Below are 16322 nucleotides of genomic sequence, written 5' to 3' on the forward strand. Positions count from 1 at the left end.
CCGACGAGACAGAACACGCGAACAACACGGGTGCGTCGTCTTTGCAAAACCCGGTACGGCGCGTCTCGTCGGGGTCGTCCCACCGTAGCAAAGAACAGGCAAAAGGCCCGGTGACGTCGGTCACCGGGCCGGATGCCCACTCTCACGAACAGGTACGACGGAACGGGTTGAGCGACCGGAACAGGACAGGGCGGGGCAGGACCACGACCGCAGTCCCGGCGGCCACGGATACAGCCCGCTACAGATACAGCCCGGTCGAATCCACCGAGCCCTCGAACCGGTCCGCCGCCACCGCGTGCAGGTCCCGCTCGCGCATCAGCACGTACGCCACGCCCCGCACCTCGACCTCCGCGCGGTCCTCGGGGTCGTACAGCACCCGGTCGCCCGGCTCCACCGTCCGTACGTTCTGACCCACGGCGACCACCACGGCCCAGGCCAGCCGACGGCCGACCGCAGCGGTCGCCGGAATCAGGATGCCGCCACCCGAACGCCGCTCGCCCTCGGGCGTATCGGACCGGACCAGCACACGGTCGTGCAGCATGCGGATGGGCAGCTTGTCGTCGGTGTTCTCGCTCACGCCCCGCAACCTACCTGTCCGTCGCGGCTCCGCACGCCTCCGGGGTGTGCGGACCGCCGCGTCAACGCTTCCGGCGCCGCTTCGACGCCACCACCAGACCCACGACACCCACCCCGAGCAGCGCCGCCGGGATCACCCGCTCCAGACGCGGGGCACCGTCCTCCGACACGAACTGCGCCTTCACGTCCGACACCGCCCGGTTCACCGCGACGAACGCCCGCCCGGCCGTCCGGTCCACGGCCTCGGCAGCCCTGGCCTTCACATCCCCAATGATCGTATTCGGGTGCACGCGCACCCCGATCTCATCGAGCACCACCGCAAGCTGCTCGCGCCTGCTGATGATGTCCGCCTCGATCTGCGCAGGGGTCCTGGCATCCGACACTGCGCCGCCTCCGTGGTCGTCGTCCGGTAAACCTTCATCTGAATCTTCATCGACAGTCTGTCAGCTCGACCGCCCGCGCACTCGGCGGCACCCCTATTGCTCCCCGGGTCGTTACGCTCGGTCCCGTCATCCCACGTGCCACCCGAGGAGAACCATGAGCGAGCGACTCCAGCCCGGCGACACCGCCCCCGCCTTCACGCTTCCCGACGCCGACGGCAACGAGGTCTCGCTCGCCGACCACAAGGGCCGCAAGGTCATCGTCTACTTCTACCCGGCCGCCCTCACCCCCGGCTGCACCAAGCAGGCCTGCGACTTCACCGACAACCTGGAGCTGCTCACCGGCGCCGGGTACGACGTCATCGGCGTCTCCCCCGACAAGCCCGAGAAGCTCGCCAAGTTCCGCGAGAAGGAGAACCTGAAGGTCACGCTGGTCGGCGACCCCTCCAAGGAAACCCTTGAGGCGTACGGCGCCTTCGGCGAGAAGAAGCTCTATGGCAAAACGGTGACCGGTGTCATCCGCTCCACGATCGTCGTCGACGAGGACGGCAAGGTCGAACGGGCCCTCTACAACGTCCGGGCCACCGGCCACGTCGCCAAGATCATCAAGGATCTCGGCATCTGATCCGGGCGCCGCCCGGTTTGCGGCCGCCATGACCGAGCAGAAGCCTGTCCTGGAAGAGTTCTCCAGGAAAGGACCGGTTCATGGCGGCCACCGACCCCCACCGGGCGGCCGACCCCGCAGCGGTCAGACGCCACCCCACCCTCTTCCGCGCCATCCGGCAGCGGAGGAACCCGAGGCTGCGCAGGTCGGACATCACCATCACCGACGACCAGGCGGTCAAACGGGCGGTGAAGGCGGCCTCGCTCGGCAACGCCATGGAGTGGTTCGACTTCGGGATCTACTCCTACCTGGCCGTCACCCTGGGCCACGTCTTCTTCCCGTCCGGGAACGACACCACCCAGCTCCTCTCCTCGTTCGCCACCTTCGCCGTCGCCTTCCTCGTACGCCCCCTCGGCGGCATGTTCTTCGGCCCCATGGGCGACCGGATCGGCCGCAAGAAGGTCCTCGCCCTCACCATGATCCTGATGGCGGTCGGCACCTTCGCGATCGGCGTCATCCCCTCCCACGACTCCATCGGCCTCTGGGCCCCCGTCCTGCTGATCTTCTTCCGCCTGGTCCAGGGCTTCTCCACCGGCGGCGAGTACGGCGGCGCGTCCACCTTCATCGCCGAGTACGCCCCCGACAAGCGCCGCGGCTACTTCGGCAGCTTCCTCGAATTCGGCACCCTGGCCGGCTACGTCGGCGCCGCCGGGCTGGTCACCGCGCTGACCGCGGTCCTCGACCCCGCCCGGATGGACGCCTGGGGCTGGCGCATCCCGTTCCTCGTCGCGGGCCCCCTCGGCCTGGTCGGCCTCTACCTGCGGCTGCGGCTGGACGAGACCCCCGCCTTCCAGAAACTGGAGGGCGGCACCGTCCGCGCCTCGGAGGCCGCCGACCACGTCGAGACCACCGCCAAGGGCGACCTCACCAGGATCTTCCGGCAGTACTGGCCGTCGCTGATCCTCTGCATCTGCCTGGTCGGCGCGTACAACATCACCGACTACATGCTGCTGTCGTACATGCCGACCTACCTCTCCGACGAGCTCGGCTACAGCGAGACCCACGGACTGCTCGTCCTGCTCGCCGTCATGGTCCTCCTGATGCTGATCATCAACCAGGTCGGCAGGCTCTCCGACCGCTTCGGCCGCAAACCGCTCCTGATGACCGGCATGCTCGGCTTCCTCCTCCTCTCCCTGCCCGCGTTCCTCCTCATCCGTCAGGGCGGCATCCCCGCCATCACGACCGGCATGCTGATGCTGGGCCTCTCCCTGGTCTGCATGCTCGGCACGATGTCCGCCGCCCTCCCCGCCCTCTTCCCCACACCGGTCCGCTACGGCTCCCTCTCCGTGGGCTACAACCTCTCCGCCTCCCTCTTCGGCGGCACGACCCCACTGGTGATCACGGCGCTGATCAGCTGGAGCGGCAGCAACCTGATGCCGGCCTTCTACGCGATGGCCGCGGCCCTGGTCGGCGCGGTCGCCGTGGCCTGCATGAAGGAAACCGCCCAGCAACCCCTGGCCGGCTCCCCGCCGTCGGTGGAGACCCACGAGGAAGCAGCCGAACTGGTCGCCTCCCAGGCCCCCGAACCGAAGTTCTGACCTGGGCCCTCCCCTCCGCCGGAACAGCCCGCGCCGTTTCATTGCCCCACGAAACGGCGCGGGTCATTCCACATCTTGTCGGATATCGGACGTGACGCCCTGATAAACGGCTCGTTGATCCGTACGAGGCTGCGAACGTGCGGCCGGATGTGGAGGGGAAGCGTGGGGGCAAGTCCGTACACACGGGAGCGGCTCGTCGAGGCGGCCAGAGCCTCACGAACGCTGTCAGAGGCAATGACGAAGCTCGGGGTCGATCCGAAGAGCCCGACGAGACGGTACATCGCCGCCCGCATGAGGAAAATGGGGATCGACACCGGACACTTCGAGCGCGAGGGCGCGCGCTGGACGAGAGAGGTCCTGGAGCCCGTGATCGCCTCCTCGACGAACATGTACCAGGTACTGCGAGCCCTCGACCTCGAAGAGGTGGGCGGCCATCACACGCACATCAGCCGCCGGGTGAAGGCCCTCGGGATCGACACTTCCCATTTCGCGCCGACCTCCAGGAAGGGAAAGAAACAACGCCGCAGCCCCGAGGAACTCCTAGTCGCCCAGGGCCCCTCCAACGCCCGCCGAGTACCCGGAGACCGGCTCAAGCGGGCCCTGGTCACCATCGGCATCGAGGAACGCTGTTCGATGTGCGGTACCGAGCCCCTCTGGCGCGACCGACCGCTCCCACTCGAAGTCGATCACATCGACGGAGACTGGCGGAACAACCGCCCCAGAAACCTGCGCCTCCTCTGCCCCAACTGCCACTCGGTGACGGACACTTACCGCGGTCGTGGCAAGGCGCGTCGCAACGCGCCCGCAGGAGCGACACGGTGAGCACCGGCACCCGCCGCAGAGCCAGGCCACGCCCCTCCAGCACGGAGCTCGCCGAGGCCGTCGCCGCATCCGTCTCCGTGGCGGGCGTCCTCCGGCTGTTGGGCCGTACCGACAACGCGAGGGAGCGGAACCGACTGCGGAGCTGGGTGGCCGAGGACGGCCTCACCCTCACCCACTTCCTGGGCCAGGGCCATCAGCGGGGACGAGCCGGCCCCACCCCGCTGAAGACCGCCGAGCACGTGCTGCTCAAGCACAACAACGAGCGCCGCACGAAAACCGCCCTGCTCCGTCGCGCCCTGCTGGAGATCGGCGTCCCGCAGGAGTGCGCCGAATGCGGAACCGGCGCCACATGGCAGGGGAAGCCTTTGACACTGGAGATCGACCACGTCAACGGCGACTGGAGCGACGACCGCGCCGAGAACCTTCGACTCCTGTGTCCGAACTGCCATGCCGTCACGGCCACCTGGTGCCGAGGGGGCCGCCATCGCGGCGCGTGTTGACAAACCCGCTCTCCCGTTCGGCCCCTTGCCCGATACGATGATGCGGCGGGCGGTCGTGTCGGAATGGCAGACGAGCGGCGCTTAGAACGCCGTGGGAGAAATCCCGTGTGGGTTCGAATCCCACCGGCCGCACACATTGATGGGCCGCCCTCGATCGGGCGGCCCATCTGCGCGTCTCACCCCATCAGCTCCCGCACCACCGGCACCAACGCCCGGAACGCCTTGCCGCGGTGGCTGATCGCGTTCTTCTCCGTGGGGGTCAGTTCCGCGCAGGTGCGGGTCTCGCCCTCGGGCTGGAGGATCGGGTCGTAGCCGAAGCCGTTCGTGCCGGAGGGGGCGGGGCGCAGGGTGCCGGTGAGGCGGCCCTCGACCACGCGTTCCGTGCCGTCGGGGAGGGCGAGGGCGGCGGCGCAGGCGAAGTGGGCGCCGCGGTGGGCCTCGTCGATGTCGGAGAGCTGGGCCAGGAGCAGATCCAGGTTGGCCTTGTCGTCGCCGTGGGTACCGGCCCAGCGGGCGGAGAAGATGCCGGGGGCGCCGCCGAGCACGTCCACGCAGAGGCCGGAGTCGTCGGCGATCGCGGGGTGGCCGGTGGCCCTGGCCAGGGCGTGGGCCTTGAGCAGGGCGTTCTCGGCGAAGGTGACGCCGGTCTCCTTGACGTCGGGGATGTCGGGGTACGCGTCCGCGCCGACGAGCTCGTGGGTGAGGCCTGCGTCGGCGAGGATCGCGTGGAGTTCGGTGATCTTCCCGGCGTTGCGGGTGGCGAGGATGAGGCGGGTCATGTCACCCAGTATCGGGGGTGCTCCGGGGGCCGCCCGGGGTGGTCAGGGGGTGCAGACGTTGCCGATCTCCTTGGCCGCGTCGACGACCGGGGAGATGTCGGGGGTGGCGTCGCCCTTGTCGATGGAGTCGCGGACGTTGCCGACGCCTTTCTCCAGGTCGTCGACGGCCTTGCCGAGGTCGGCGTTGTCGGTCTCGTCGCCGAGCTTGCCGAGTTCCTTCTCGATCTCGTCGAGGGCTTCGGACGCCTGGGTGGGGTCGCTCGTCGCGTTGGAGACGGCCTGCTGGAGGTTGTCGACGCTGGTGGCGATGGCGTCGGCGGTGCGGACGCAGTCGAGTGCCTTGTCGACGGCGGCGCAGCCGGTTGCCGCGGTGAGCGCGAGTGCGGTCAGGGCCAGTGCGACGGCGGCACGGCGGTGTGCGGTCTTGGCCATGGTGCGGTTCCTCCCCGGGGACGTATACGTGGACGGGCGCACGGTTCGAACCGTGCGCCCGTGTTCATGACGACGCGGGGCGGGGCGTGGAAGGTTGCTCGATCACTCGCCGAGAGTGCGGGCGAGGGCCTCGTTCTGGAGGGCGGTCAGGTCCGCGCAGCCGACGGTGGCGAGGTCGAGGAGGGCGCCCAGTTCCTTGCGGTCGAAGGGGGTGGCCTCGGCGGTGCCCTGGACCTCGACGAAGCGGCCGTCGCCGGTGCAGACGACGTTCATGTCGGTCTCGGCGCGGACGTCCTCCTCGTAGCAGAGGTCGAGGAGGGGGGTGCCGTCGACGATGCCGACGCTGATGGCGGAGACGGTGTCGGTCAGCGGCTTGCGGCCGTGCTTGACGATCTTCTTGCGCTGGGCCCAGGCGACGGCGTCGGCGAGGGCGACGTAGGCGCCGGTGATGGCGGCGGTGCGGGTGCCGCCGTCGGCCTGGAGGACGTCGCAGTCGAGGACGATGGTGTTCTCGCCGAGGGCCTTGTAGTCGATGACGGCGCGCAGGGAGCGGCCGATGAGGCGGCTGATCTCGTGGGTGCGGCCGCCGATCTTGCCGCGTACGGATTCGCGGTCGCCGCGGGTGTTGGTGGAGCGGGGCAGCATCGAGTACTCGGCGGTGACCCAGCCCTCGCCGCTGCCCTTGCGCCAGCGGGGGACGCCCTCGGTGACGGAGGCGGTGCAGAAGACCTTGGTGTCGCCGAAGGAGATGAGTACGGAGCCTTCGGCGTGCTTGCTCCATCCGCGTTCGATGGTGACGGGGCGGAGCTGTTCGGGGGTGCGGCCGTCGATACGAGACATGGCGTCGACCCTATCGGGTGCGGGGGTTGCGGCCGTTCGGGTGCGGGGCGGGGGCCGGTCGCAGGAGCGAGGAGGAGAAAGGGGGTGGGAAGCGGGGGGTGAGGGGCCGGTGCACCGGGACAGGCCCCGGCCGGGGCGGGCGGGGCCTGTGCGGTGTCGGGCGGTCCGGCTCAGCGGGGGGTGTGGGGGCCGGTCACATCATGTCTTCGATGTCGGCGGCGATGGGGTCGGCGTCGGTGCCGATGACGACCTGGATCGCGGTGCCCATCTTGACGACGCCGTGGGCGCCGGCGGCCTTGAGCGCGGCTTCGTCGACCTTGCTCGCGTCGTGGACCTCGGTGCGGAGGCGGGTGATGCAGCCTTCGATCTCGTCGATGTTGTCGATACCGCCGAGCCCGGCGACGATCTTCTCAGCCTTGCTGGCCATGGCCTTCTCCCTGGTTCTTCACATGCGTGCGACGGCCCACCATGGGTCCGTTTCGTCACCGTAACGCACGTTTGGCCCAGCTTCGCGAGCGAGTGGCTGGACCGTCCTCAATGATGACGATCACTGGCGCCCTGTCTTCCAGGTGGGTTACGCACCGTACCTCAACTGGTCTACACCATTCTGCAACGACTGCCGAACGCGCCTCGTTCCGGGAGGATGCCGATGAGCTCAACCAGCGCCGAAGTGCCGCGGAAGACCTGGTGGAACGGCTTCTTCCAGGGCCTTCAGAAGATGGGGCGCAGCCTCCAGCTCCCGATCGCGGTGCTGCCCGCGGCGGGCATTCTCAACCGGTTGGGCCAGCCGGACGTATTCGGCGACGAGGGGCTGGGCTGGAACAACGTCGCCAAGGTGTTCGCGGCGGCGGGCGGCGCGCTGCTCGATTCGGGGCTCGGCCTTCCCCTGCTGTTCTGCATCGGTGTCGCGATCGGCATGGCGAAGAAGTCGGACGGTTCGACCGCGCTCGCCGCGGTGACCGGCTTCCTCGTGTACTACGCGGTGCTGCACGCGTTCCCGGTGGACTGCGCCCCGGGCGAGACGTTCACCTCGGGCGGCACCTGGTTCGGCACCTGTGTGACCAAGGACGCCAAGGTCACGGCGGCCGCGTACCAGAATCCCGGGGTGTTCGGCGGCATCGTGATGGGGTTGCTGTCCGCCTGGTTCTGGCAGCGGTACCACCGGGTCAAGCTGGTGGACTGGCTGGGCTTCTTCAACGGGCGCCGGCTCGTCCCGATCATCATGGCGTTCGTCGGTCTGCTCTTCGCGGCGCTGTGCGCCTGGCTGTGGCAGCCGATCGGTGACGGTCTGACGAGCTTCTCCAAGTGGCTGGCGGACCTGGACTGGGTGGGTTCGGGCATCTTCGGTGTCGCCAACCGCGCGCTGCTGGTCATCGGGCTGCACCAGTTCCTGAACACCTTCATCTGGTTCCAGTTCGGCGACTTCACCAAGCCGGACGGGACGGTCGTGCACGGTGACATCAACCGGTTCCTGGCGGGCGACCCGACGGCCGGCCAGTTCACCTCGGGCTTCTTCCCGATCATGATGTTCGCCCTGCCCGCGGCGGCGCTGGCGATCTACCACTGCGCCAAGCCGAACCGTCGCAAGGCGGTCGGCGGCATGATGCTCTCGGTCGGTCTGACGTCGTTCGTGACGGGCATCACCGAGCCGATCGAGTACTCGTTCCTCTTCGTCGCGCCGCTGCTGTACGGGATCCACGCGGTGCTCACCGGCGTCTCGATGGCGGTGACCTGGGCGCTGGGGGTCAAGGACGGCTTCAGTTTCTCCGCGGGGCTGATCGACTACGTCATCAACTGGAGTCTGGCGACCAAGCCCTGGCTGATCATTCCGATCGGGCTGGCGTTCGCCGCCCTGTACTACGTGATCTTCCGGTTCGCGATCACCAGGTTCGACCTCCAGACGCCGGGGCGCGAGCCCGACGAACTGGAGGAGGAGATCGAGAGGAACCTCACGAAGTAGCACTTCGGCCGGGTCGGCGACCCGGTCGGCGAGGGCCCCCGGACCGTGCGGTCCGGGGGCCCTCGTCATGTCGCCGAACATGTGGTGTTGCTCATGCGAAGCAATCGGGAATTGCAGGTTCCTTATACAACGCTCACCGTGTTACAACTGGTCTACACCACTGAGTGGTCCAGACCACGTGGCGCTCTGCCGCGTTCTTCGAGTCGCCGCCTCCCCCCGTCAAAGATCCGGGCGGCGCCTTGTCCAATGGAGGAAGTTGATGTCCACGGCAGACGCCGCACCCGCGGCCACCAAGAAGAGGGGCGCCGGCGTGATGGCGGTCATGCAGCGCATCGGCCGCAGCCTCATGCTGCCGGTCGCGGTGCTGCCCGCGGCGGCCCTCCTGGTCCGGCTCGGCAACAACGACATGCTCGGCCGGGAGTCGTTCCCGGCCTTCATCACCAAGATCGCGACCTTCATGGCCGCGGGCGGCAACGCGATCCTCGACAACATGGCGCTGCTGTTCGCCGTCGGCATCGCGATCGGCTTCGCCAAGAAGTCCGACGGTTCGACCGCGCTCGCGGCCGTCACCGGCTACCTGGTCTTCCAGAAGGTGCTCGCCACCTTCACGGACAGCAATCTGCCGCAGGTCGCGACGGTGGTCGACGGCAAGGTCGTGATGACGGACGCCCCCGTGGACGCCAAGGTCCTCGGCGGTGTGGTGATGGGCCTCGTCGTCGCACTGCTCTACCAGCGGTTCTACCGCACGAAGCTGCCGGCCTGGGCGGGCTTCTTCGGCGGCCGCCGCCTGGTCCCGATCCTCTCCGCCTTCGCGGGCCTGGTCATCGGCATCGTCTTCGGTTACATCTGGCCGGTCCTGGGCACCGGGCTGCACAACTTCGGCGAGTGGCTGGTCGGTTCCGGCGCGGTCGGCGCGGGCATCTTCGGGGTCGCCAACCGTGCGCTGATCCCGGTCGGCATGCACCACCTGCTGAACTCGTTCCCGTGGTTCCAGGCCGGTGAGTTCGAGGGCAAGAGCGGCGACATCAACCGCTTCCTGGCCGGTGACCCGACGGCCGGACAGTTCATGACCGGCTTCTTCCCGATCATGATGTTCGCCCTCCCGGCGGCCTGCCTGGCGATCGTGCACTGTGCCCGTCCGGAGCGCCGCAAGGTCGTCGGCGGCATGATGTTCTCCCTCGCGCTCACCTCGTTCGTGACCGGTGTGACCGAGCCGATCGAGTTCACGTTCATGTTCATCGCCCCCGTCCTGTACGCGGTCCACGCGGTGCTCACCGGGGTGTCCATGGCCCTGACCTGGGCGCTCGGGATGAAGGACGGCTTCGGCTTCTCGGCCGGCCTGGTCGACTTCGGGCTGAACCTGGGCATCGCGAGCAAGCCGTGGATGCTGGTGCTGGTCGGCCTCTGCTTCGCGGCGGTGTACTACGTGGTCTTCCGGTTCGCGATCACGAAGTTCAACCTGCCGACCCCGGGCCGCGAGTCCGACGAGGAGCTCGCCGAGCTCCTCAAGGCCGAGGCCAAGTAGGCCCCGCGCCACCGCGCACCCCGCGTCGCACGGCGAAGCCCCTCATCTTCCCGGGCGGGAGGTGAGGGGCTTCGCCGCGTCCGGGAACCGTGGGCCGGGGGGGGGAGGGGGGAAGGAGGGGCGTCGAACGGCCCCCGGGGAACGGCCCTCAGACCTCGTAGACCGCGCCCGGGACCGCGACGTCGGCCGGTCCGTGGAAGACCGCGCGGGCGTCGGCCAGATTGCGGTCGGCGTCGGTCCACGGCGGGATGTGGGTGAGGACGAGCCGCCCCACCCCGGCGCGGGCTGCGGTCTCGCCCGCCTCGCGGCCGTTGAGGTGGAGATCCGGAATGTCCTCCTTGCCGTGGAGGAACGACGCTTCGCAGAGGAACAGGTCGACCCCCTCGGCGAGTTCGTCCAGGGCCTCGCAGGTGCCGGTGTCCCCGGAGTACGCGAGCGAGCGGCCGCCGTGCTCGACGCGGATCGCGAAGGTCTCGACGGGGTGGCAGACCTTCTCCGTGCGCACCGAGAAAGGGCCGATCTCGAACGTTCCCGGCTTCAGCGTGTGGAAGTCGAAGACCTCGCTCATCGCGTGCTCGGACGGGGTGTCGCCGTGGGCGGTGGTCAGCCGCTGCTCGGTGCCCTCGGGTCCGTGGACGGGGATGGGGGTGGGACGGCCGCCGTCGTGCCGGTAGTAGCGGACGACGAAGTACGCGCACATGTCGATGCAGTGATCGGCGTGGAGATGACTGAGGAAGATGGCGTCGAGGTCGTAGAGACCGATGTGACGCTGCAGCTCGCCGAGGGCGCCGTTGCCCATGTCGAGGAGCAGCCTGAAGCCGTCGGCCTCTACGAGGTAGCTCGAGCATGCCGATCCCGCGGACGGGAACGAGCCGGAGCAGCCGACGACGGTGAGCTTCATGGAGCGTGAACCTCCGGGACGTGGGAACGGGGAGGGTTCGTACGGTCTGTTGAGCGGTTTGTCGAGCGTAAGGCGCGAAAGTGCCGGTCGCTCCTCCACGGCCGTCCGTTGTGGGGGAACTCACCTGTGCTGTCACCGGTTCGATGGAAGCGGTGGGGAGGCCGGTACGGTCGGAGGCATGGACATGTCCTGGTGGTGGCTCGCGCTCGCTCTGGTGGTACTGCTCGCACTCGTCGCGGCGGTCGCCGACGGCCGGGGGCGGAGCGGTGGCCGGCCCCGTGGGCGTTCCGGCACCTCGGCGGGGGCGCCGCCCGGTGCGCGGCCGGGCGGGCGGACCCGTCCCCCGGCGGCGCCCGGTCGCGGGACCGGGCCGGAGCGGGGGGCGCGGCCCCGGCCGGGGGAGATCTGGTGGGCGGAGGTGCCGTACGAGGACGGGCCCGGCGCGAAGGACCGGCCCTGCCTGGTGCTCTCGGTACGGGACGGCTCGGCGCTCGTCGCGAAGATCACCAGCAAGCACCACGAGGACCGGCCGGGAGTGATCGCGCTGCCCGCGGGGACGGTGGGGGACGCGCGGAACCGGGCGAGTTATCTGGAGACGGACGAGTTGCGGCAGGTGGCCGTACGGGGGTTCCGGCGGCGGGTGGGGAATGTGGACCCGAAGGTGTGGGAGCGGGTGCGGGGGCTGGGGTGAGCCGGGGAGCGCACGGCGTGCGCGGGGCGGGGGCGCCGGGGGCGCCGTCCCCCGGGCGTACGGGAAGGCCGGACGCCGGACGGGCGGTACGGGCCGGAATGCCGTCCGCCGGGCGGGCCGGGGCGTCCGGCCCGCCCGGCGGACGGATGCGGTGCGGGTCCTCCCCCGTGACGGTCCCGGCCCCGGCCCCGGTCTCGATCCCGGTTCCGACGACGGCTCCGGCCCCGGTGATCCGCGGATGGTCCGTCGGGGCTCAGGCCCAGAGCTGGCCCTGGAGCGTCTCGATGGCGGCTTCCGTGGTCGGGGCCGTGTAGACGCCCGTCGACAGGTACTTCCAGCCGCCGTCCGCGACGACGAAGACGATGTCGGCCTGCTCCCCGGCCTTGACCGCCTTGTTCCCCACCCCGACCGCGGCGTGGAGCGCGGCGCCCGTGGAGACGCCCGCGAAGATTCCCTCCTGCTGGAGGAGTTCTCGGGTGCGGGTGACGGCGTCGGCCGAGCCGACGGAGAAGCGGGTGGTGAGGACGGAGGCGTCGTACAGCTCGGGCACGAAGCCCTCGTCGAGGTTGCGCAGGCCGTAGACGAGGTCGTCGTAGCGCGGCTCGGCGGCGACGATCTTGACGTCCGGCTTGTGTTCGCGCAGGTAGCGGCCGACGCCCATGAGTGTCCCCGTGGTGCCCAGTCCCGCCACGAAGTGGGTGACGGAGGGGAGGTCGGCGAGGATCTCGGGGCCGGTGGTGGCGTAGTGGGCGCCCGCGTTGTCCGGGTTCCCGTACTGGTAGAGCATGACCCAGTCCGGATGCTCGGCGGCCAGCTCCTTGGCGACGCGTACCGCCGTGTTGGAGCCGCCCGCCGCCGGGGACGGGATGATCTCGGCGCCCCACATGGCGAGCAGGTCGCGCCGTTCCTGGGAGGTGTTCTCCGGCATGACGCACACCATGCGGTAGCCCTTGAGCTTGGCCGCCATGGCGAGCGAGATGCCGGTGTTGCCGCTGGTGGGCTCCAGAATGGTGCAGCCGGGGGTCAATCGGCCGTCCTTCTCCGCCTGTTCGACCATGTGGAGCGCGGGGCGGTCCTTGATCGAGCCGGTGGGGTTGCGGTCCTCCAGCTTGGCCCAGATGCGGACGTCGTCGGAGGGGGAGAGCCGCGGGAGGCGGACGAGGGGAGTGTTCCCCACGGCCGCCAGCGGGGAGTCGTACCGCATCAGCGCATGCCGCCGGCGACGGCCGGGAGGATCGTGACGTTGTCGCCGTCGCTCAGCTTGGTGGAGATGCCGTCGAGGAAGCGGACGTCCTCGTCGTTGAGGTAGACGTTCACGAAGCGGCGGAGTTCGCCGCCGTCGACGATGCGCTCGCGGATGCCGTTGTGGCGGCTGTCCAGGTCCGTGAAGAGGTCGGCGAGGGTCTCCCCGTTGCCCTCGACGGCCTTGGCGCCGTCGGTGTAGGTGCGGAGGATGGTCGGGATGCGGACCTCGATGGCCATGGCGTGGGCTCCTGTCGGAAGCGGGGAAGTGACGTGGGCGCGCGGCTCTGCCCCCGCGCGGGGGTCGGTACGTGCGTGCGGTGATCGGGCCGCGGCCCGGCTCAGACCTCGCGGTCGGCGGGCGGGCGGCTCGTACAGATCGCGCTGGAGAGCCTGCACAGGTCGACGTGCAGCCGCGCGACGAGCAGCATGCCCGGCGTCTTGTCGCTCACGTCATGGAGAACCATGCGCTCATCGTATCGATTCCCGGTCCGCAATCCCGAGTGTGATCTCACATGACGGATGGATGACGTTCGACAGGTGGACGATCTGGGCCGCCCAGGGTCCGCCCGGCCGCCGGGCGGCTGCCGTCCCGGCGGCCGGGCGGGGCGGTCAGGCAGCCTCGTACGCCTCGACGACCTCGACCTCCTCCTCGGTGATCACGCCGTCGACGATGCGGTACGAGCGGAACTGGAAGGGGCCCGCGTCGTCGGTGTCCGCCGTGGAGACGAGGACGTAGTGGGCGCCGGGTTCGTTGGCGTAGGTGACGTCGGTGCGCGAGGGGTACGCCTCGGTCGCCGTGTGGGAGTGGTAGATGATCACCGGCTCCTCGTCGCGGTCGTCCATCTCGCGGTAGAGCTTGAGGAGGTCGGCCGAGTCGAACTCGTAGAAGGTGGGCGAGCGGGCGGCGTTGAGCATCGGGATGAACCGTTCGGCGCGGCCGGTCCCGGCCGGCCCGGCGACCACGCCGCACGCCTCGTCGGGGTGGTCGGCGCGGGCGTGCGCGACGATCTGGTCGTGGAGCGCCTGGGTGATGGTCAGCATGGCGCCAGGATAGGCCGCGGGCCATGGCGTACCGAGGTGTGATACGCCGCCGCCCGAATGGCGGACACGACCGTTGGGGCGTCCGGGTTCCGCGAGGGCGGAGGGGGTGCCGGCCGGTTCAGTTCCCCGTGGGGGTCTTCCGCTTCCCGTCCTTCGCGAGGGCCGCGCCGCCGGCCCCGGGCCGGGCCTTCGCGAACGCCCCGCCCTCCGGGGCGCGGGCCCTGAGGACCAGGTACGAGACGCCGAGGAGGGCGGCCCAGAGCGGGGCGCAGTACAGCGAGATCCTGGTGCTCGGGTCGATGCCCATCATCACCACGACCACCGCGATGAAGGCCAGTGCGCAGAAGCTGGTGAACGGGGCGCCGGGGGCCCGGAAGTCCGAGCGCGGGAGCAGTCCGCGGTCGGCGAGGCGCCGGTAGCGGATCTGGCAGACGAGGATCATGATCCAGGCCCACATGCCGGAGATGGTGGCGAAGGAGACGACGTAGGTGAAGGCGTCCCCGGGCCACTGGTAGTTGATCCAGACGCCGACGAGCATCAGGGCGGCGGAGAAGGTCGTGCCGACGAGCGGGGTGCCGCTCCGGGTGAGCCGGGTGAAGAGCTTTGGGCCCTGGCCGTTGAGCGAGAGGTCGCGGAGCATGCGGCCGGTGGAGTACATGCCGGAGTTGCAGGAGGAGAGGGCCGCGGTCAGCACGACGAAGTTGACGATGCCGGCGCCGATGCCGAGGCCCATCTCCTCGAAGGCGGCGACGAACGGCGAGACCTCCGGCCGGAACACGGACCACGGGACCACGGAGAGGATCATGACGAGGGCGCCGACGTAGAAGACGGCGATGCGCCACGGCACGGTGTTGATGGCCTTGGGCAGCACGGTCCTCGGGTCCTTGGACTCGCCCGCGGTGACGCCGACGAGTTCGACGGCGAGGAAGGCGAACATCACGATCTGCAGGGTCATCAGGGTGCCCTTGATGCCGTGCGGGAAGAAGCCGCCGTCGGCCCAGAGGTGGGTGACGGAGGCGGTTTCACCGGCGGCGGAGAAGCCGAGGGTGAGAATTCCGGCGCAGATGAGGATCATGCCGACGATGGCGGTCACCTTGACCATGGAGAACCAGAATTCGAGTTCTCCGAAGAGTTTCACGGAGATCAGGTTCACGCCGTACAGGATGACCGTGAAGACCAGTGCCGATGTCCATGGGGGGATGTCGAACCAGAACGTCATGTACTGGGCGGCCGCGGTGACTTCGGTGATTCCGGTGACGACCCAGAAGAGCCAGTAGGTCCAGCCGGTGGCGAATCCGGCGAAGGGGCCGACGAATTCACGGGCGTACTCGGAGAAGGAGCCCGAGACCGGCCGGTACATGAGGAGTTCGCCCAGGGCCCGCATGATGAGGAAGATGACCAGGCCCGCGACGGCGTAGGCCAGGATCAGGCTGGGTCCGGCCTTGGCGATCGCCTTTCCCGCGCCGAGGAAGAGCCCGGTGCCGATGGCTCCGCCGATGGCGATCATCTGGATCTGGCGGGCACCGAGGGTCCGCCGGTATCCCTCGCCCACCGGTCCGGTGGAATCGGCCCGTGCGGCCGGCCGGTCGTCTTTTCCCTCGTCGATCTGCGCCGATGTCATGTGCTGCGCCTTTCGCCGTGCCCGTCCACCGGGAATTACGGGCGGTAGCACAAGGAAAAGCGGGCGGACGCACCCCGTCGCAGCGGCGAGGACCATTCGGGTGAGGTGTTCGCGGTCCCGTTCCGGCGGCGTGCGGGGCGGTTCCTACTCCGGCATCAGCGTTTCCACGAGGGTCTCCTGGAGTCCGCCGAGCCAGAGGTAGGCCATGACCATCGGCTTGCGCGGGTCGCTGTCGGGCAGCCGGTAGAGCGAGCCGGCCTCGCCCTCGTCCTCCTCGGAGACCTCCAGGCGGGTGCCGATGGTGAGCCGGAGGTCGTTGAGGGTGCCGAGCCAGTTGCGGCTCTCGTCGGCGGTGAGTTCGAGCACGGCGCTGCCGTTCGCGGCGGTCGTGAGCGCGTCCAGGGTGCGTACGACGACGAGGGCGTCGTCGCGCTTGCGGGCGCGCAGGTCGTTCTCGGTGAAGCGGCGGAACTCGGCGGAGGCGGCGCGCAGTTCGCCGTCCTCGTCGCCGTACGCCTCGGGGAAGAGGCGGGCCAGGGCGGGGTCGGCGGGCGGTTCGCTGGGCCCTTCCGCGAAGAGCGCGGCGAGCGGGTCCTCGCCCTCGGCGGGCTCGTCGCCGGGGCCGATCAGTTCCAGCAGCTGGACGGCGAGGGAGCGCAGGATCGCGATCTCCACCTCGTCGAGCGCGACGGCCGCGCCGCCGTCTCGGGTGGCCTCGAAGTGGCCGGCCATGGGTTCTCTCCGATGATGGGTCGGTCGGGCGGGCTGTGTGGTGCGGGGCCGGTGGCGCGCGCTTCGGCGCCCCCG

At 69.6% G+C, this 16322-nt stretch carries 20 protein-coding genes, 1 tRNA gene and 1 riboswitch; of the genes, 8 read left to right on the plus strand and 13 right to left on the minus strand.

The features are described from left to right. Positions 1 to 29 precede the first annotated feature (29 nt). Positions 30 to 101, minus strand: a riboswitch (guanidine-III (ykkC-III) riboswitch). A 137-nt stretch (positions 102 to 238) separates the two neighbouring features. Beyond that, positions 239 to 577, minus strand: a complete 339-nt coding sequence (locus tag ACFYW1_RS19640) for a co-chaperone GroES (protein ID WP_030923137.1) — start codon at positions 575 to 577, stop codon at positions 239 to 241. A gap of 61 nt (positions 578 to 638) precedes the next feature. After that, positions 639 to 959 carry a DUF3618 domain-containing protein gene (locus ACFYW1_RS19645; RefSeq protein WP_356932065.1) on the minus strand — a complete coding sequence of 107 codons (321 nt, stop codon included), beginning with the start codon at positions 957 to 959 and terminating at the stop codon, positions 639 to 641. A 154-nt stretch (positions 960 to 1113) separates the two neighbouring features. Here ACFYW1_RS19645 and bcp point away from each other — a divergent pair, with 154 nt between their 5' ends. From bcp to ACFYW1_RS19670, 5 genes are all read left to right on the plus strand, one after another. Continuing rightward, positions 1114 to 1581: a thioredoxin-dependent thiol peroxidase gene (gene bcp, locus ACFYW1_RS19650; protein ID WP_356932064.1), complete on the plus strand. Its 468-nt coding sequence runs from the start codon at positions 1114 to 1116 to the stop codon at positions 1579 to 1581. Between the two features lie 80 nt (positions 1582 to 1661). Then, complete coding sequence (proP, locus tag ACFYW1_RS19655) at positions 1662 to 3158, plus strand: glycine betaine/L-proline transporter ProP (protein ID WP_388994251.1); 1497 nt, start codon at positions 1662 to 1664, stop codon at positions 3156 to 3158. Positions 3159 to 3320: 162 nt separating this feature from the next. Further along, positions 3321 to 3980, plus strand: coding sequence for an HNH endonuclease (locus ACFYW1_RS19660; RefSeq protein ID WP_388994570.1), 660 nt, complete (start codon positions 3321 to 3323; stop codon positions 3978 to 3980). Further along, on the plus strand, positions 3977 to 4480 hold the full coding sequence (locus tag ACFYW1_RS19665; RefSeq protein WP_388994254.1) for an HNH endonuclease: 504 nt from the start codon (positions 3977 to 3979) through the stop codon (positions 4478 to 4480). The genes ACFYW1_RS19660 and ACFYW1_RS19665 overlap by 4 nt, the downstream gene beginning before the upstream one ends. 49 nt (positions 4481 to 4529) lie before the next feature. After that, a tRNA-Leu gene (locus ACFYW1_RS19670) sits at positions 4530 to 4612 on the plus strand. Between the two features lie 44 nt (positions 4613 to 4656). Here ACFYW1_RS19670 and rdgB read toward each other — a convergent pair. The 4 genes from rdgB to ACFYW1_RS19690 form a co-directional block, all read right to left on the minus strand. After that, positions 4657 to 5259, minus strand: a complete 603-nt coding sequence (gene rdgB, locus ACFYW1_RS19675) for an RdgB/HAM1 family non-canonical purine NTP pyrophosphatase (RefSeq protein WP_388994257.1) — start codon at positions 5257 to 5259, stop codon at positions 4657 to 4659. Positions 5260 to 5301: 42 nt separating this feature from the next. Continuing rightward, complete coding sequence (locus tag ACFYW1_RS19680) at positions 5302 to 5691, minus strand: hypothetical protein (protein ID WP_388994260.1); 390 nt, start codon at positions 5689 to 5691, stop codon at positions 5302 to 5304. A gap of 102 nt (positions 5692 to 5793) precedes the next feature. Next, positions 5794 to 6531, minus strand: coding sequence for a ribonuclease PH (gene rph, locus ACFYW1_RS19685; protein ID WP_388994262.1), 738 nt, complete (start codon positions 6529 to 6531; stop codon positions 5794 to 5796). 193 nt (positions 6532 to 6724) lie between these two features. After that, a complete protein-coding gene (locus ACFYW1_RS19690; protein ID WP_148838179.1) occupies positions 6725 to 6958 on the minus strand; it encodes a glucose PTS transporter subunit EIIB in 234 nt (77 codons plus the stop codon). A 222-nt stretch (positions 6959 to 7180) separates the two neighbouring features. Here ACFYW1_RS19690 and ACFYW1_RS19695 point away from each other — a divergent pair, with 222 nt between their 5' ends. Both ACFYW1_RS19695 and ACFYW1_RS19700 read left to right on the plus strand, forming a co-directional pair. Next, positions 7181 to 8491, plus strand: coding sequence for a PTS transporter subunit EIIC (locus ACFYW1_RS19695; protein ID WP_388994265.1), 1311 nt, complete (start codon positions 7181 to 7183; stop codon positions 8489 to 8491). Positions 8492 to 8750: 259 nt separating this feature from the next. Then, positions 8751 to 10016, plus strand: coding sequence for a PTS transporter subunit EIIC (locus ACFYW1_RS19700; protein ID WP_388994268.1), 1266 nt, complete (start codon positions 8751 to 8753; stop codon positions 10014 to 10016). A 148-nt stretch (positions 10017 to 10164) separates the two neighbouring features. Here ACFYW1_RS19700 and ACFYW1_RS19705 read toward each other — a convergent pair whose 3' ends face one another. Beyond that, positions 10165 to 10917, minus strand: coding sequence for an MBL fold metallo-hydrolase (locus tag ACFYW1_RS19705; protein WP_388994271.1), 753 nt, complete (start codon positions 10915 to 10917; stop codon positions 10165 to 10167). Positions 10918 to 11095: 178 nt separating this feature from the next. Here ACFYW1_RS19705 and ACFYW1_RS19710 point away from each other — a divergent pair, with 178 nt between their 5' ends. Beyond that, a complete protein-coding gene (locus ACFYW1_RS19710) occupies positions 11096 to 11608 on the plus strand; it encodes a type II toxin-antitoxin system PemK/MazF family toxin (RefSeq protein WP_388994274.1) in 513 nt (170 codons plus the stop codon). 253 nt (positions 11609 to 11861) lie between these two features. Here the strand turns inward: ACFYW1_RS19710 and ACFYW1_RS19715 are convergent, their stop codons facing one another. From ACFYW1_RS19715 to ACFYW1_RS19740, 6 genes are all read right to left on the minus strand, one after another. Next, positions 11862 to 12812 carry a PLP-dependent cysteine synthase family protein gene (locus tag ACFYW1_RS19715; RefSeq protein ID WP_388994277.1) on the minus strand — a complete coding sequence of 317 codons (951 nt, stop codon included), beginning with the start codon at positions 12810 to 12812 and terminating at the stop codon, positions 11862 to 11864. Then, complete coding sequence (locus ACFYW1_RS19720; protein WP_356932051.1) at positions 12812 to 13090, minus strand: MoaD/ThiS family protein; 279 nt, start codon at positions 13088 to 13090, stop codon at positions 12812 to 12814. The genes ACFYW1_RS19715 and ACFYW1_RS19720 overlap by 1 nt, the downstream gene beginning before the upstream one ends. A gap of 101 nt (positions 13091 to 13191) precedes the next feature. After that, positions 13192 to 13317: a putative leader peptide gene (locus tag ACFYW1_RS19725; protein ID WP_262375755.1), complete on the minus strand. Its 126-nt coding sequence runs from the start codon at positions 13315 to 13317 to the stop codon at positions 13192 to 13194. A 145-nt stretch (positions 13318 to 13462) separates the two neighbouring features. Next, positions 13463 to 13894, minus strand: coding sequence for a Mov34/MPN/PAD-1 family protein (locus ACFYW1_RS19730; RefSeq protein ID WP_388994282.1), 432 nt, complete (start codon positions 13892 to 13894; stop codon positions 13463 to 13465). A 118-nt stretch (positions 13895 to 14012) separates the two neighbouring features. Then, positions 14013 to 15515 carry an amino acid permease gene (locus tag ACFYW1_RS19735; protein ID WP_388994285.1) on the minus strand — a complete coding sequence of 501 codons (1503 nt, stop codon included), beginning with the start codon at positions 15513 to 15515 and terminating at the stop codon, positions 14013 to 14015. A gap of 144 nt (positions 15516 to 15659) precedes the next feature. Beyond that, a complete protein-coding gene (locus ACFYW1_RS19740) occupies positions 15660 to 16247 on the minus strand; it encodes a DUF2017 domain-containing protein (RefSeq protein ID WP_388994288.1) in 588 nt (195 codons plus the stop codon). Between the last annotated feature and the right edge of the window lie 75 nt (positions 16248 to 16322).

Origin of the sequence: Streptomyces sp. NPDC002669, from assembly GCF_042889165.1 — a bacterium.
Lineage (GTDB): Bacteria > Actinomycetota > Actinomycetes > Streptomycetales > Streptomycetaceae > Streptomyces.

What these genes read in the sequence shown, in the direction of transcription:
- ACFYW1_RS19735 (WP_388994285.1), bottom strand. Translation starts at nt 15,515, where the DNA reads ATGACATCGGCGCAGATCGACGAGGGAAAAGACGACCGGCCGGCCGCA.
- ACFYW1_RS19690 (WP_148838179.1), bottom strand. Translation starts at nt 6,958, where the DNA reads ATGGCCAGCAAGGCTGAGAAGATCGTCGCCGGGCTCGGCGGTATCGAC.
- ACFYW1_RS19680 (WP_388994260.1), bottom strand. Translation starts at nt 5,691, where the DNA reads ATGGCCAAGACCGCACACCGCCGTGCCGCCGTCGCACTGGCCCTGACC.
- ACFYW1_RS19710 (WP_388994274.1), top strand. Translation starts at nt 11,096, where the DNA reads ATGGACATGTCCTGGTGGTGGCTCGCGCTCGCTCTGGTGGTACTGCTC.
- ACFYW1_RS19730 (WP_388994282.1), bottom strand. Translation starts at nt 13,894, where the DNA reads ATGCTGACCATCACCCAGGCGCTCCACGACCAGATCGTCGCGCACGCC.
- ACFYW1_RS19725 (WP_262375755.1), bottom strand. Translation starts at nt 13,317, where the DNA reads ATGGTTCTCCATGACGTGAGCGACAAGACGCCGGGCATGCTGCTCGTC.
- ACFYW1_RS19740 (WP_388994288.1), bottom strand. Translation starts at nt 16,247, where the DNA reads ATGGCCGGCCACTTCGAGGCCACCCGAGACGGCGGCGCGGCCGTCGCG.
- bcp (WP_356932064.1), top strand. Translation starts at nt 1,114, where the DNA reads ATGAGCGAGCGACTCCAGCCCGGCGACACCGCCCCCGCCTTCACGCTT.
- proP (WP_388994251.1), top strand. Translation starts at nt 1,662, where the DNA reads ATGGCGGCCACCGACCCCCACCGGGCGGCCGACCCCGCAGCGGTCAGA.
- ACFYW1_RS19700 (WP_388994268.1), top strand. Translation starts at nt 8,751, where the DNA reads ATGTCCACGGCAGACGCCGCACCCGCGGCCACCAAGAAGAGGGGCGCC.
- rph (WP_388994262.1), bottom strand. Translation starts at nt 6,531, where the DNA reads ATGTCTCGTATCGACGGCCGCACCCCCGAACAGCTCCGCCCCGTCACC.
- ACFYW1_RS19715 (WP_388994277.1), bottom strand. Translation starts at nt 12,812, where the DNA reads ATGCGGTACGACTCCCCGCTGGCGGCCGTGGGGAACACTCCCCTCGTC.
- ACFYW1_RS19705 (WP_388994271.1), bottom strand. Translation starts at nt 10,917, where the DNA reads ATGAAGCTCACCGTCGTCGGCTGCTCCGGCTCGTTCCCGTCCGCGGGA.
- ACFYW1_RS19695 (WP_388994265.1), top strand. Translation starts at nt 7,181, where the DNA reads ATGAGCTCAACCAGCGCCGAAGTGCCGCGGAAGACCTGGTGGAACGGC.
- ACFYW1_RS19720 (WP_356932051.1), bottom strand. Translation starts at nt 13,090, where the DNA reads ATGGCCATCGAGGTCCGCATCCCGACCATCCTCCGCACCTACACCGAC.
- rdgB (WP_388994257.1), bottom strand. Translation starts at nt 5,259, where the DNA reads ATGACCCGCCTCATCCTCGCCACCCGCAACGCCGGGAAGATCACCGAA.